A 14,290-nucleotide genomic window follows, 5' to 3' on the forward strand; every position below is an offset into this window, starting at 1 on the left:
ATGGAAGCCCCGTCGGCTCCTTGCCCAATGCCGTCTCCGTATAAGCTTATGCGGGGGCACGTCCCGCCACATGCGCCCAGAACTTCTCCGCCACGGCGGATTGCCGCGCGCGCGACCGGTAGAGGTGGATTTCCATGGGGATGTCCCAGCTTTCATCGCCGGCGCGCACCAGCTCCCCCCGATCCAGATGCTCCGCCACCAGGCTCAGCGGCGACCACCCCAGGCCGCGCCCGTCCAGCGCCATGGTCACCAGCAGCTTGGCCAGGTGCGAGGTGAAGGTGGGCTTCAGGTGGGTGGCGGGCAGGGCGGTCTCCAGCGCCGCTGCCACGATGCGCCCCATGCCGGATTCCGGGCGATAGGCGACATAGGCCACGGGCGCGTCGGTATGGCCCGGCAGGGTGTGCAGCGGCCGCCCCGCCGCGTCCGGCGCGCTGACCGGCACCAGCATGTCGTCACCGATGTGGACGGAGCGGAACTGGCCGGGCGCCAGCAGGGTGCTGGCCGCCGGATAATGATGGCACAGCAGAAACTGCGACTGGCCCTGGATCATCATGCGTTCGCAGATCTCCATATGGTTGGCCACCATCTGGACGTTGATGTTGAAGGGCAGCGTCGCCTCCACCCGCCGCAGCCAGGCGGGGAAAAAGGTCAGCGACAGGGCGTTGGTGGCGGCGAAGCGCAGCAGTTCGGTATGCCCCTGCGCCACCTCCCGCGCCTCATCGCGGCCGCTGGCCAGGCGGCGCAGCGTCTCCTCCGCCGTCACCTGGAAGGACTCGCCGGCGGCGGTCAGCTCCACCGTGTGGGTGGTGCGGTGGAACAGGGGCGTGCCCACCCAGTCCTCCAGCGCGCGGATGCGGCGGCTCAGCGCCGGCTGGGTGATGTTGCGGTTCTCCGCCGCGCGGGAAAAGCCGCCGTGCGCCACCACCGCCAGGAAATCCTCCAGCCACGCGACTTCCATATCCATCCCGCCTTTAACCGACAAAGCGCTCCAGCGCCGTGGCGTCCAGCACCTCGACACCCCCATAGCCCCGGCGCACCAGGCCCAGTCGCGCCAGCCGGCCCAGGGCGCGGTTGGCCGTCTGGCGGCTGAGCCCCAGCATGCCGGCCAGATCCTCCTGCGACAACGGCAGAAGCACAGGGCCGCTTCCCGCATTCCCCGGCGGCGCCTCCTCCAGCCGGCACAGCAGGGCCAGCAGGCGGGCGGTGCGCTGGGGCGTGGGCAGGGCCAGCACCTCCCCCAGGTAATGCGTGGCCTGACGCAGGTGGCGGCTGAGAATGCCGGCGAAATTGGCCCAGCGGCGGGGGTCGGCCTCCACGATTTGCGTGAAGGCCTGGGCCGCCAGGTGCAGCACCACGCTTTCCCCCCGCGCCACCGCCGTCTGCCCCCGGGGCAGGCCATCGACCATGGACACCTCGCCGAACCAGTGCCCCGGCCCGGCATGCAGGATCACCACCTCCCGCCCATCCTCCTGCACCGTGGCCAAGCGCATGCGGCCCGTGACCAGGGCGTACAGTCCATCCGGCGCGTCGCCGCCACGATAGACCGCCTGGCCGTCGGGGTACGTGCGCAGGCGCCCCCGCGCCAGGATCTCGGCGCGCAGATCCGCCGGCTGCTCCGCCAGCCACCCCCGCGCCTCCAGCACCTGGGCCGCCGCGTGCTTGTCCACCTTCGCTTCCCCCAAACGGTTCGGCTCAGATTGTCAAATCCGCGACATTCTTGGAAGCCGTCCGGGCGTAGGCTGTGCACATCATAAAAACACCGGGAGGACCCCATGTTCGACACCGCGCCCAAGCTGGCCCCCGCCGACCAGCCGCCCTTGCGTGACCGCGTCTCGGCCGAGGAATGGCGGCTGCGCGTCGATCTGGCGGCGGCCTACCGGCTGGTGGCCCTGTTCGGCTGGGACGATCTGGTGTTCACCCACATCTCGGCCCGGGTGCCGGGGCCGGAGCACCATTTCCTGATCAATCCCTACGGCATGCTGTTTGAGGAGATCACGGCCAGCAGCCTGGTGAAGGTGGGCATGAACGGCAAGGTGGTGCTGGACACCGGCTTCCCCGTCAATCCGGCGGGCTTCACCATCCACTCCGCCGTACACCAGGTGCGCGAGGACGCGGGCTGCGTCCTGCATCTGCACACCGCCGACGGCACGGCGGTCTCGACCTTGGAGGAAGGGCTGCTGCCCCTGAACCAGACGGCGCAGCTGGTCATCGACGACTTGGCCTATCATGACTACGAAGGGGTGGCGTTCGAGCATGACGAGCGCCCGCGCCTGCAGCGCGACCTGGGCACCAAGAACACCATGCTGCTGCGCAACCACGGCACCCTGACCGTCGGCCGCACGGTGGCGGAGGCGTTCACGCGCATGTATTTCCTGGAACGGTCCTGCACCATGCAGGTGCGCACGCTCACCATGGGCCGGCCGCTCTACCCTGCCGCCCATGAAGCCATCGAGCGTAATATCCACATCAGCCGCATGGGCGTGTCCCAGGCCGCCAACCTGCTGGTCTGGCCGGCCCTGCTGCGCCGGCTGGACCGCCAGATGCCGGGGTATCAGGACTGACAAATGGGGCGTGGGCGAGGGGCGCCAACCTCCCGCCCATTCCCATCAATACCCTTCATCCACCCAGTGCTGCGTGGACTTCTTGGGACGCTTGTAGCCGTTGTCGGGCTGGCGCGGGGGCAGGGGCAGTTCCACCGGGCTCAGATCCTTGTAGGGGATCTGGTGCAGCAGGTGCGCGATGCAGTTCAGGCGCGCCTTCTTTTTGTTGTCGGCGTCGACGATGTACCAGGGGGCATGGGCATGGTCGGTGTGGGCCAGCATCACGTCCTTGGCTTTGGAATATTCCACCCAGCGGCCGCGCGACTCCAGGTCCATGGGCGACAGCTTCCAGCGCTTCATGGGGTTGTGCATGCGCTCCACGAAGCGCTTCTCCTGCTCCTCATCGCTGACCGAGAACCAGTATTTGATCAGGATGATGCCGGACTTCACCAGCATCTCCTCGAACAGGGGGCAGGCGCGCAGGAACTCCTGGTACTCATCCTCGGTGCAGAAGCCCATGACCTTCTCGACACCGGCGCGGTTGTACCAGCTGCGGTCGAACAGGATCATCTCGCCGGGGCCCGGCAGATGCTGGACATAGCGCTGGAAATACCACTGGCCCTTCTCCCGCTCCGTGGGCGTGCCCAGGGCCACCACGCGGCAGATGCGGGGGTTCAGGCTTTCGGTGATGCGCTTGATCACGCCGCCCTTGCCGGCGGCGTCGCGACCCTCGAACAGCACCACCACCTTCAGACCCTGGATGCGCACCCATTCCTGCAGCTTCAGCAGCTCGAACTGCAGGCGGGCCATCTCATCGATATACTTGTAGTGCTTGGGCGGCCGGCCCGGCTTGCCCGGGCCCAGGATGTTCCAGCGGTCCTCGATGCGCTTATGTTCCTTGGCGTTGCGCAGGATCTCGCCGTCCAGCGGCGGGGCCGGGCTGATGTCCGCCATCTCTTCCGGGGTGGGCTCGCCCACCTCGCCGCTCTGGGCGGCGCCATTCGTGTGTTGCGTGTTCTGGTTCGCGTGCTTCTTGGACTTGCCGGCCATGGCGTCTCAGGCCTCCCAGTAATGTGCGCGGGTGAACCGTTGCGGTTCCTTGCCAAGCACCTTGTCCCTGAATGGGGCGCCCCATCCTTGCGCCATGTCAATGCGCCCTTCGGTTATGTGGATTGCATAATGAAAGTGACAAGGGCAAGATGGCGGTGACGCGCTACGTTCAAGAGGATCAACGATGGTTGCCGCGGGTAAGGCCGACAAGCAGGTGGGCGAGGCGGAACGCATGGCGGCGCTGGCCCGCATGGATGGGCTGGATTTCCTGCACGCCATGATGGCGGGCGACCTGCCGCCGCCGCCCATCTCCCACACCCTGGGCTTCACGCTCAGCCATGCCGAACACGGCTACGCCGTCTTCACCGGCACGCCGGTCCACGCCTACTACAACCCCATCGGTTCGGTCCATGGCGGCTGGATCGCCACCCTGCTGGACAGTTGCATGGCCTGCGCCGTGCAGACCACGCTGACCGGCGGGCGCGGCTACACCACGCTGGAACTGAAGATCAACTATATCCGCGCGGTGACGGAGGCGACGGGCCCGGTGCGGGCCGAAGGCCGCGTCATCCACAGCGGCGGCCGCACGGCCACCTCCGAAGGCCGCCTGATCGATGCCCAGGGCCGGTTGCTAGCCCACGGCACCACCACGTGCCTGGTGTTCGACCCCCGGCCGCCCAAGGCCTGACCCACTTTGAGCTGGGCTGCCGGCGACTGGATTGTTGGCCGGTGAAGGCGCGGTGGGCGGTGTTCCGCCGGCCGGCCGCCCGTCCAGTTCCTCCACGATGCGCCGGTGCAGGGCACCGTCCAGCGGGTACCCCGCCATCAACGCCAGGGTGGCGATGAACAGGCCGCAGGGCAGCAGGGACATGAGCAGGCGCAGGCCGCTCAAGGTTTCAGCCGATTGGGTGGCGTTGGGCACGAAGCCGATGGCGGACAGCAGCCAGCCCAGCAGGGCGCCGGCCAGGCCCAGCGCCACCTTCTGCGCCAATGAGGCCACGCCGAATATCTTGGCCTCGTCCCGGCGGCCGAAGCGCCACTCGTTGTAATCGACCAGGTCGGGCAGCATCGCCCAGAAGCCCACGGCGTGGACGGTGCAGCCCACGAACAGGGCGGCGATGGCCGCCACCGCCAGGGCCGGCCGGTCGCTGGGCGCCATCAGGAAGGCCAGGGAGGACAGCGCCGCCAGGCCCGTTCCCGTCTGCCACGACACCTTCTTGCTGGTACGGCGGGACAGCCATACCCAGAAGGGCACGCTGACGGCGCTGGCGGCGGAGAAGGCGGGCATGGCATAGGCGGCCAGGTCCATGTCGCCCACGTCGTACTTGAAGAAATAGACCAGGTTGCGGAACTGAAGGGCGCCCGCCACCTGGATCAGGCCGATGGACACCAGCAGGCGCATCAGCGGGCCGGAGCGGCCCAGCGTGCGCAGGAAGCCGACGACATCGCTGTCAAGCGCGGCGCGCGAAGCCGGTGTCAGGGCCGGGTATGGCTGTTCCTTGACCACGCTGGCGCACAGCCAGAACAAGGCGACGGACAGGCTGCCCACCACCAGGCCGCTGATGCTGTAGCCCAGGCCGGCCCCCGCCGTCCCGCCGTGCCCGCCGCTTGCCATGTGGTCGATGCGGGCGGCCAGGGCCGGCAGCAGGAAGGACACGGTGATGCCGCCGATGAAGGCGCAGGTCATGCGATAGCCGGTCAGGCTGGACCGTTCCTCCGCGTCCTGGGTGATGCGGGCGGACAGCGAGGCGTAGGGGATGGAGACAATGGTGTAGACGCCGCGCCAGGCCATGTGGCTCAGGATGGCGTAGGCGATCAGGCCGCCCTGGCCGAAGCCGGGCGCGGTGAAGCAGGCCGCCATGACGGCGCCCAGCGGCACGCCGCCCCACAGGATGAAGGGTCGGTACCGGCCCAATCGCGTGCTGGTGCGGTCGGCCCACACGCCCATCAGGGGATTGGCCAGGCCGTCGGCGATGGCGGCCACCAGAAAACCCACGCCCACCCACACCGGGGGCACGCCCTGCACATCCGTCTGGAAATAGGCCAGGAACAGGGTCATCGCCTGCCAGTGCAGGTTCAGGCCCAAGTCACCGATGGCGTAGCCCAGCTTGGTCTTCAAGGCGACGGGCGCCTGTCCGTATGCCATCTTCCCCCCGGGGAATTCTTCTCTTGGGGCCGGGGTGGCGGCGGCGGAAATGACAGCGGTGCCGTCCTCCCCCTTCCGACCCAGGCCAACCCCAGGAAACAACATCCGGTGGCGGTCACGCCAGCATGCCTTTCGGACGGTGGCGGTCAAATGATGGACGGGCGCGCTTTTTTGCGCCATCGATGCAGGATTGCCGCAGCCCGGCGCTTTGGGCGATTGTGGGCCCGCGCCCGCCCCGGGAATGGGGAAGCGGCGCCGATATAAGGATGGGAGTGGACATATGGCGGGGCCTGACCGCAAGCCGACGATCATCGATGTGGCGCGCCTGGCGGGGGCGTCCATCAAGACGGTGTCGCGGGTCATCAACAAGGAACGCTATGTCAGCCCCGACATGCAGGAGCGCATCGAGAAGGCTGTGGCCGAGTTGGGCTACCAGCCCAACATGATGGCCCGCAGCCTGGCCAGCGAACGCTCCAACCTCATCGGCCACCTCTACGGCGATGCCGGCGGCCCCTATACCCTGGAAATCCAGGTGGGCCTGCTGAACCGCTGCCGGGCCCACGGCTACCACCTGATGATCGAGGAAATCGATTATCGCAGCCCCAACGTGGAACAGCGGGCCAGCGCCATCGTCAACCAGATGCGCCTGGACGGCGTGGTGCTGACGGCCCCCGTGACCGACAACCCCATCGTGCTGCGGATTTTGGAGGAGGCGGGCGTCCCCTATGTCCGCGTCACGCCGCAGCAGGAATCGGAAACCTCTCCCTCCGTCCGCATCGATGAGCGGCAAGCGGCCTATACCCTGACCCAGCATCTGCTCGCCCTGGGCCACCGGCGCATTGGCTTCATCAAGGGCAAGGCCAACCACACCGCCACCATTCTGCGCTACACCGGCTATTGCGAGGCGCTGACCGACGCCGGCGTGACGGTGGACCCGGTGCTGGTGGAGCAGGGGGAGTTCACTTATGCCTCCGCCGTGGCCTGCGCCCGCCGCCTGCTGGACCAGCCGCACCGCCCCACCGCCATCTTCGCCAGTAACGACGAAATGGCCGCCGCCGTGGTGGCGGAGGCGCACAACCGCGGCTTCAGCCTGCCGGCCAACCTGTCGGTGGTGGGCTTCGACGACACGCCGCTGGCCGAGATGATGTGGCCGCCGCTGACCACGGTGCGCCAGCCGGTGCGGGAAATGGCGGAAACGGCGGCCGACATCCTGATCGGCCTGCTGTCCCAGCGCGGCAAGGTGGACTGGCCCAAGCCCGTGCCGCACCAGGTGCTGGCCCACACCATCCTGCTGCGCCAATCCACGGCCCGCCCGCCGGGCAAGGCCTGATTCCCCGCGGCAAGGACGCCTAGCGGCGTCCGCCCACGGCCGGTGCCGCCTGGGGCGGGCGGAAACCGTTGCGGTAGACCTCCTCCACCAAGTCGCGATGGGTGGGCAGGCTGGACATCGCCTGCGGGGTCACGGTGCGCAGGCCCCGGAACTCGTGCCGCGCCTCATCTATGCGGCGGTGCAGGGCGCGCGCCGGCTCCAGGTCGGTTTTGAAGCCCATGCCGTACAGGACGTATTGGTAGCTGGCCGGCAGGAAGGTCTCGTGGTCGGCCACGAAATCGAAGCGCCCGGGCGGCCGATGCGCCCATGCGGCCAGGCGGTCGCGCAGGCTCTCCGGTATGGTGGCCGGGTCGGCGTTGTCCCGCCAATAGGCGCTGTCGGTACGGCGGGTGATGCAGTAGTGCAGCTTCAGGAAATCGACGATGCGCTCATACCGCTTGCCCATCAGCGCGTTGTAGGTGCGGGCCGTCGCGGCCATGGACGCGGCCGTCTGGGCGCTGTCCAGGCCTGTTTCCCCCCAGGGGAAGTACTGGGCGATCATGTGGGCCGCCACCTCAATCAGCATGATGCCGGTCGATTCCAAGGGCTCGAAAAAGCCGCCGGACAGGCCCACGGCCACGCAGTTGCCCACCCATTGGGCAGCACGGCAGCCCGAGTCGAACTTCAGCAGGCGGACGTCGCGCCCTTCGGCCACCGGGCCCAGGTAGCGGCGCAACACTTCCTCCGCCCGGGTGTCGTCGGTGTGACGGCTGGAATAGACATAGCCGGTGCCCCGGCGGTCGTTCAGGCCGATGTCCCAGGTCCACCCCGCTTCATGAGCCGTGGCCACGGTGTAGGAGGGGATGGGCGCGTCGGGCCGGTCGTAGGGCACCTGCAGCGCCACCGCCCGGTCGTTGAACAGTACGTCCTGATAGGACTTGAAGGGCACCTTCAGCGCCCGGCCGATGATCTCCGCCCTAAAGCCGCTGCAGTCGATGTAGAGGTCGGCGCTCAGGCTGCCGTGCTCGCGCGTGTCCACCCGCGCCACCGCACCACTGCCGTCCAGCACCACGTCGGTGACGGTGCCCACCCGGTGGCGTACGCCCAGTTCGATGGCCACGGTGCGCAGCAGCACGGCCAGGCGGTTGGCGTCGAAGTGATAGGCGTAGTTCAGGGGCGCTGCATAGGGCGGGTCGATGGGCCGCTTGGGCCCGCGCGCGGCGTCCGCCACCGCCTTCTGCAGGGTTACGGCCTCGGCGAAGGGCAGGTCCCCCGCCTCGCCCAGCAGCCAGTAGGGCAACAGTTCCGGCCCGTTACCCTGGTGAGGGAAGTTGAAGGGGTGGAAATAGTGGGTGTGCCCGGGCACGGCTCCCAGGGCCTGGGTCGGCGATGCGTCCGGCGCCGGTGTTTCCGCCCAGTCCACGAAATGGACGCCCTGCTTGAACGTGGCGCTGCTTTCCCGCAGGAAGCGTGCCTCGTCGATGCCGATGGCGGCCAGGGTGGAACGGATGGTGGGGAAGGTGCCCTCGCCCACGCCGATGATGCCGATGTCGCTCGATTCGATCAGGGTGATTTCTGTCCCGCCGGACAGATTGGCGCCCAAGGTCTTGGCCAGGTAGGCGGCGGTCAGCCAGCCGGCGGTGCCCCCGCCCACGATCAGGATACGGCGCCGGGCGCCATCCGCTGCGGTCATCACTTCCTCCCTCATGGCCGCCTGTCCCCTTGGCGGAACGGCGGCAGTTCTTATGTTTCTCAAACCGTTACGGCGGGATCGTCGCTTTTCGTGGCGGCGCCCGCCGCCCCGTCACCCAGGGGTTGCCGACCGGATCGTTGCGCTGCCGCAGGCTTCGTCCCGCGCATGAGGCCAGAATACCACGGTTGCCGCCATATGACAGCGCTGTGCGACAACGTTGTCATAATTTTGTTGACAGCATTGTCAGCCCCGCTAAACATGCGACCCACAACGGCGCCGCACCCATTGGATGTGGGCGGTGACCGTCGAATATCCGCCTAGAGCAACCAGGCTAGAATAAAAGGGAGGAAGCGAGATGAAGGCGAGACTCGGACTCTATCTGCAAGCAGCGGCCGTGATTGCGCTGTCCGGTGGCGCGTACGCGCAGACCGCGACGGCCCCGGCCGGTCCCTCCGACACCATTGCCGAAATCGTCGTTACCGCGACCAAGCGTGAAACCAAGCTGCAGGAAACCCCGATCGCCGTCTCGGCGTTCAGCCAGGAAAGCCTGGACAAGCAGCAGGTCAAAGACATCACCGATCTGTCCAAGTTCGTGCCCAGCCTGCAGTTCGGTCAGCAGGGCGACCAGAACGCCATCACCCTGACCCTGCGCGGCATCGGCAACGACAGCGCCTACACCGAAGTGGCCGACCCCGAGGTCGCCATGTACGTCGACGGCATCTACTCGCCGCGCGCCCAGGGCGCCTCGGTGCTGATGTACGACATGGAACGCGTGGAAGTGCTGCGCGGTCCGCAGGGCACCCTGTTCGGCCGCAACGCCACCGTCGGCGCCGTCAGCCTGATCTCCGCCAAGCCGACCTTCGACAAGGAATACGGCAACGCCGAGGTCGTGGCCGGCTCCTACGGTCGCTTCGGCACCCGCGGCATGTTCAACATGCCCGTCTCCGACAAGCTGGCCTTCCGCGTCGCTTTCGTGACGGACAAGCACGATGGCTATGTCGACTACCAGCCGGCCCCCAACGTGCCGGGCGTGAACCCGGCCGCCTACGTGACCAGCGGCCCGAAGTACTACGCCGGCGACCAGAAGTCGTTCCGCGTCAGCGGCGCCTGGCGCCCGACGGACAGCTTCAGCTGGGACCTGAACTTCGAATGGTATGAAGACACCGGCACCCCGGTCGAGCCGCTGATGCAGACCCCGCGTCCGGGCACGAACCTGTGGTCGGTGCAGGCCGACACCGCGCCGTTCCAGGACCGCACCGCGAAGTCCGTCCACAGCAAGATGGACTACGACATCAACGACTACCTGCAGCTGTCCTACATCGCCGGCGCGTCCTGGCTGGGTGGCAACAACCAGGTGGACGCGGACAGCGGCGTGCTGCCGCCGACCAGCGCCACCACGCCGTCCGGCGCGTTCGAGCAGAACAGCACCGTCTGGTCCAGCTACGACTTCTTCAGCCACGAATTGCAGCTGAAGTCGTCGGGCACGCACACCATCGACTGGATCCTGGGCGCGTACTACTCGCACGAAACCAACAAGATCCGCTTCGACATCGACCAGGCCAACGGCTATCGCCTGGGCACCTTCAGCTGGGCCGGCAGCTTCATCCAGTCCGATCGTGAGATCGAGTCGGCCGCCGGCTTCGGCCAAGCGACCTGGCATGTCACCGACGACATCCGCCTGACGGGTGGTGTGCGCTACACCCGCGACGACAAGGAAGACATCGGTGGCCGCAACGTCACCTGCAACGGCTGCACCCAGGGCATCTTCGGCCGCGATCCCTACTCCATCCCCGGCTACACGGCGTCGCCCAACGACGTCTATGGCCAGTGGAGCAAGGCCACGTGGCTGGTCCGCGCCGATGCCGACATCATCAAGGACGTGCTGATGACCTATGCCAGCGTCGGCACGGGCTTCAAGTCGGGCAACATCGAGGACGGCGGCAAGCTGGCCGGCCCCGAGACGCTGACCAACTATGAAGTCGGCGCCAAGACGACGCTGTTCGGCGGCCGCGCCACCTTCAACGTGGCGGCCTATTATGAAGACTTCACGGGTTATCAGGTGAACCAGGCGGTCACCACCCGTGACGCCGCCGGCCATGTCATCGGCTCGCAGATCGTGACCCAGAACGCCCAGGGCGCCAAGGCCTACGGCCTGGAAGCTGAACTGGCCGCCAAGGTCACGCCGCGTGACACGATCAACCTGTCGCTGTCCGCCCAGCACACCGAGATGGAAGAGCTGCAGAGCATCGACGCCCGCCTGTACAGCGGCGGCGATGTGTCCCACCTGGTCGAGCTGAAGGGCAACGAGCTGCCCCACGCCCCGGCCCTGTCGGGCACCGTCGGGTACGAGCACGTGTTCGACCTGCCCAACGGCGGCACGCTGACCCCCCGCGTCTCCACCCATTTCGAGACCCGCAGCTACCTGTCCTTCTTCAACGCTGGCACGTACGACGAGCAGAAAGCCTATACCCGCACCGACCTGGCCGTCCGTTACGACGCGCCCAGCGGCAAGTGGTCCTTGGAAGGCTTCGTCCAGAACGTGGAAAACGCCAACATCAAGTCCAATGCCGGTGCCTTCGGCGGCCCGGCGACCCCGGTGTGGACGGCCGTGTACCAGCCGCCCCAGACCTGGGGTGTGCGGGCCCACGCCAGCTTCTGATCCGGTTCGTTCGCGTTGTTCGACCCCCGGGGCGCGGGGGCTCTCCTCTCCCGCGCCCCGGTGTTTTCCCTTCTTGGCAGGATACTCTCTCCCCGAATCCTGCGCCTTGATGGGCGGTGCCCCCGCACCGCCCATCCCTTTATCCCCCTGTCGCCATCGCCGTCCGACGCCACGATGACAACGCGTCACGTCGCCTGATGTCGCCCCTGATTTGGGAGACCCCATTGGCCCAGCCAGAGAAGCGGTCGATCACAATTCGGGAGGTCGCGGACCTGGCCAAGGTGTCCATCAAGACCGTGTCGCGGGTCATCAACCGCGAGGCCGGCGTTTCCCACGAGACGCACGCCCGGGTCATGGACGCCATCGCCCGCCTGGACTACCGCCCCAACCTGAACGCCCGGGGCCTTGCCGGCGACCGCTCCTTCCTCATCGGCCTGTTCTATGACAACCCCAGCGCCCATTATATGAGCGACGTGCAGGCCGGCGCCGTGGCCCGCTGCCGCGAGGGCGGCTTCCACCTGCTGGTGGAGCCCTGGGACAGCACCGACCCCAACGTGGGCGACCAGGTCCTGAACCTCATTTCCCAGCTGCGGCTGGAGGGTGTCATCCTGACGCCGCCGCTGGTCGACCACGCCGGTGTGCTCGACGCCCTGCGCGCCTCGCGCATTCCGCTGGTGCGCATAGCGCCGGACACGGACCGCGAGACGGCGCCCTTCGTCTACATGGACGACTACGCGGCCTCCCGCCAGATGGCGGCCTACCTCATCAGCCTGGGCCACCGCCGCATCGGCTTCCTGCTGGGCCATCCGGAACACGGCGCCACTGAACAGCGCTACCGCGGCTTCCGGGATGAACTGGCGGAACACCGCATCCCCCTGGATCCGGAACTGGTGCGTCCCGGTCACTTCTCCTACCGCACCGGCATGGCATGCGCGGAACAGCTGCTGACCCTGGCCGACCGTCCCACCGCCATCTTCGCCAGCAACGACGACATGGCGGCGGCATCCGTCGCGGTGGCCCAGCGTCTGGGCCTGTCGGTGCCGGCCGACCTGTCGGTCGCGGGCTTCGACGACACGCCGGTGGCGCGCATCATCTGGCCGCAGCTCACCACCATCCGCCAGCCCATCAGCCGCATGGCGGCGGCGGCGGCCGACCTGTTGATCGACCGGGCGGTGCGGCGCCAGCCCTGGACCCATCCCATGCCCCGCCGTCTGCTGGAGTTCGAGGTGGTGGTGCGGGAATCGACCGCCCCGCCCTCCAGCGTGCCGTCCCTCGGCCGCGCCCGGCGCTGATCCAACCCAACACCCAAGGCGCGCGGGCACCGGTTCCGCGCGGGAGGACTGTCATGGCCAGTGATGTGAGACTTAAGGGCGGGCATGACGCGCATGCCGGCTCCGGCCTGGTGGTGATGCTGACCCTGGTCGCCACCCTGGGCGGCCTGCTGTTCGGCTACGACACCGCCGTCATCTCAGGGGCTGTGAAGTCCATCGACGCCAACTTCATCGACCCCTTGGGCCTGGCCGACACGGCGCGCGACAGCCTGTCCGGCTTCACCATCTCCAGCGCCCTCATCGGCTGCATCGTCGGCGGCATGATCGCCGGGTGGGTGGCCGATCGCTTCGGGCGCAAGCGCGGCCTGTTCCTGGCGGCCGTGCTGTTCCTGGTCTCCGCCATCGGGTCGGCCTTGCCGGAACTGGGGCTGGGCACCGTCGGGCGGATGGGGCCGGCGGCGCTGACGCCCTTCATCATCTACCGCGTCATCTGCGGCGTCGGCGTGGGCATCGCCAGCATGCTGTCGCCGCTGTACATCGCGGAGATCGCGCCGCCGCACGCCCGCGGCCGCCTCATCTCCTTCAACCAGATGGCCATTGTGCTGGGCATCGCCGGCGTCTATTTCGTCAACTGGGCCATCGCCGCCCAGGGCGACACCGCCTGGCTGAATAGCGTCGGCTGGCGCTGGATGCTGGGATCGGAGGCATTGCCCGCCGCCCTGTTCCTGGTGCTGCTGGCCTTCGTGCCCGACACGCCGCGCTGGCTGATCAAGGTGGGCCGCACGGCGGAGGCCGAGGCCACGCTGACCCGTCTGATGGGGCCGGCCGAGGCCGCCCTCACCCGGCGCGAGATCGAAGGCAGCCTGGTGCAGCATACCGACCGCCTGCTGGCCTACGGCGTCCTGGTGCTGGTGGTGGGCATCATGCTGTCGCTGTTCCAGCAGCTGGTGGGCATCAACGCTGTGCTCTACTACGCTCCGCTGATGTTCGAGAACATGGGGGCGGGCACCGACAGCGCGCTGTTGCAGACCGTGGTGGTGGGGGCGGCCAACGTGCTGTTCACCCTGGTGGCGATGGTCACGGTGGACCGGCTGGGGCGCAAGCCGCTGCTGATCGCCGGCGCCGCCGTCATGGCGGTCGCCATGCTGGCCCTGGGTTTCCTCTTGAACCAGCACCAGATGGGCATCGGCGCGCTGGTGGCGGTGGTGGTCTACGTCGCCGGCTTCGCCTTCTCGTGGGGCCCGGTCGTCTGGGTGCTGCTGGCGGAGATTTTCCCCAACCCCATCAAGGGCAAGGCGCTCAGCATCGCCGTGGCGGCGCAGTGGATCGCCAACTGGGTGGTGTCCTGGTCGTTCAAGGTGCTGGATGGCAACGCCGCGCTGAACGCCATGTTCAACCATGGCTTCGCCTATTATCTCTATGGCGCCTTCAGCATCCTGGCCGGCCTGTTCGTCTGGCGCTTCGTCCCCGAAACCAAGGGACGCAGCCTGGAGGAGATGGAGGGCGTGTGGAAAGCGGCCGGTCGCTGAGCCTTCCTTCTGGCGGTTGATAGCGGTCACAGCTATAGGTTGGGCGGCCCGCCTGGGCATGGGCGCGCCGCTTCCTTTTCTCCGACAGGGTGG

11 protein-coding genes are annotated in these 14,290 nt (G+C 67.8%); 6 read left to right on the top strand and 5 right to left on the bottom strand.

Annotated elements, in window-relative coordinates; translation table 11 throughout:
* Positions 1 to 46: 46 nt before the first annotated feature.
* Entirely contained in the window at positions 47 to 964 is a 918-nt protein-coding gene (locus P5F91_RS21695; RefSeq protein WP_277908237.1) for a LysR family transcriptional regulator, read from the bottom strand.
* A gap of 7 nt (positions 965 to 971) precedes the next feature.
* The gene (locus P5F91_RS21700; RefSeq protein WP_186454526.1) at positions 972 to 1,667 is read right to left on the bottom strand and encodes a Crp/Fnr family transcriptional regulator; all 696 of its coding nucleotides are present in this window, start codon (positions 1,665 to 1,667) and stop codon (positions 972 to 974) included.
* Positions 1,668 to 1,772: 105 nt separating this feature from the next.
* On the opposite strand from P5F91_RS21700, the gene P5F91_RS21705 reads away from it, so the two are divergent.
* Positions 1,773 to 2,561 carry a class II aldolase/adducin family protein gene (locus tag P5F91_RS21705; protein WP_277908238.1) on the top strand — a complete coding sequence of 263 codons (789 nt, stop codon included), beginning with the start codon at positions 1,773 to 1,775 and terminating at the stop codon, positions 2,559 to 2,561.
* 45 nt (positions 2,562 to 2,606) lie between these two features.
* Here P5F91_RS21705 and ppk2 read toward each other — a convergent pair whose 3' ends face one another.
* Complete coding sequence (gene ppk2, locus P5F91_RS21710; RefSeq protein WP_246134191.1) at positions 2,607 to 3,590, bottom strand: polyphosphate kinase 2; 984 nt, start codon at positions 3,588 to 3,590, stop codon at positions 2,607 to 2,609.
* Positions 3,591 to 3,774: 184 nt separating this feature from the next.
* Between ppk2 and P5F91_RS21715 the strand changes: the two genes are divergently transcribed.
* Complete coding sequence (locus tag P5F91_RS21715; RefSeq protein ID WP_145608745.1) at positions 3,775 to 4,278, top strand: PaaI family thioesterase; 504 nt, start codon at positions 3,775 to 3,777, stop codon at positions 4,276 to 4,278.
* On the opposite strand, the gene P5F91_RS21720 is transcribed toward P5F91_RS21715, so the two are convergent.
* Complete coding sequence (locus P5F91_RS21720; protein WP_186454525.1) at positions 4,222 to 5,736, bottom strand: MFS transporter; 1,515 nt, start codon at positions 5,734 to 5,736, stop codon at positions 4,222 to 4,224. The genes P5F91_RS21715 and P5F91_RS21720 overlap by 57 nt on opposite strands.
* A gap of 280 nt (positions 5,737 to 6,016) precedes the next feature.
* Between P5F91_RS21720 and P5F91_RS21725 the strand changes: the two genes are divergently transcribed.
* Entirely contained in the window at positions 6,017 to 7,066 is a 1,050-nt protein-coding gene (locus P5F91_RS21725) for a LacI family DNA-binding transcriptional regulator (protein ID WP_004274201.1), read from the top strand.
* Between the two features lie 19 nt (positions 7,067 to 7,085).
* Here the strand turns inward: P5F91_RS21725 and P5F91_RS21730 are convergent, their stop codons facing one another.
* Complete coding sequence (locus P5F91_RS21730; RefSeq protein ID WP_277908239.1) at positions 7,086 to 8,738, bottom strand: tryptophan halogenase family protein; 1,653 nt, start codon at positions 8,736 to 8,738, stop codon at positions 7,086 to 7,088.
* 355 nt (positions 8,739 to 9,093) lie between these two features.
* Here P5F91_RS21730 and P5F91_RS21735 point away from each other — a divergent pair, with 355 nt between their 5' ends.
* The 3 genes from P5F91_RS21735 (at position 9,094) to xylE (ending at position 14,197) form a co-directional block, all read left to right on the top strand.
* Positions 9,094 to 11,397 carry a TonB-dependent receptor gene (locus P5F91_RS21735; RefSeq protein WP_277908240.1) on the top strand — a complete coding sequence of 768 codons (2,304 nt, stop codon included), beginning with the start codon at positions 9,094 to 9,096 and terminating at the stop codon, positions 11,395 to 11,397.
* Positions 11,398 to 11,621: 224 nt separating this feature from the next.
* Complete coding sequence (locus P5F91_RS21740; protein ID WP_145608743.1) at positions 11,622 to 12,689, top strand: LacI family DNA-binding transcriptional regulator; 1,068 nt, start codon at positions 11,622 to 11,624, stop codon at positions 12,687 to 12,689.
* Between the two features lie 53 nt (positions 12,690 to 12,742).
* Positions 12,743 to 14,197 carry a D-xylose transporter XylE gene (gene xylE, locus P5F91_RS21745; protein WP_145608742.1) on the top strand — a complete coding sequence of 485 codons (1,455 nt, stop codon included), beginning with the start codon at positions 12,743 to 12,745 and terminating at the stop codon, positions 14,195 to 14,197.
* Positions 14,198 to 14,290 lie beyond the last annotated feature (93 nt).

This window comes from Nitrospirillum amazonense, from assembly GCF_029594735.1.
Lineage (GTDB): Bacteria > Pseudomonadota > Alphaproteobacteria > Azospirillales > Azospirillaceae > Nitrospirillum > Nitrospirillum amazonense.

Excerpts from the sequence above, each read along its gene's own strand:
- P5F91_RS21705 (WP_277908238.1), top strand. The coding sequence starts at position 1,773 with ATGTTCGACACCGCGCCCAAGCTGGCCCCCGCCGACCAGCCGCCCTTG.
- P5F91_RS21695 (WP_277908237.1), bottom strand. The coding sequence starts at position 964 with ATGGATATGGAAGTCGCGTGGCTGGAGGATTTCCTGGCGGTGGTGGCG.
- P5F91_RS21715 (WP_145608745.1), top strand. The coding sequence starts at position 3,775 with ATGGTTGCCGCGGGTAAGGCCGACAAGCAGGTGGGCGAGGCGGAACGC.
- P5F91_RS21720 (WP_186454525.1), bottom strand. The coding sequence starts at position 5,736 with ATGGCATACGGACAGGCGCCCGTCGCCTTGAAGACCAAGCTGGGCTAC.
- P5F91_RS21735 (WP_277908240.1), top strand. The coding sequence starts at position 9,094 with ATGAAGGCGAGACTCGGACTCTATCTGCAAGCAGCGGCCGTGATTGCG.
- P5F91_RS21730 (WP_277908239.1), bottom strand. The coding sequence starts at position 8,738 with ATGACCGCAGCGGATGGCGCCCGGCGCCGTATCCTGATCGTGGGCGGG.
- P5F91_RS21725 (WP_004274201.1), top strand. The coding sequence starts at position 6,017 with ATGGCGGGGCCTGACCGCAAGCCGACGATCATCGATGTGGCGCGCCTG.
- ppk2 (WP_246134191.1), bottom strand. The coding sequence starts at position 3,590 with ATGGCCGGCAAGTCCAAGAAGCACGCGAACCAGAACACGCAACACACG.
- xylE (WP_145608742.1), top strand. The coding sequence starts at position 12,743 with ATGGCCAGTGATGTGAGACTTAAGGGCGGGCATGACGCGCATGCCGGC.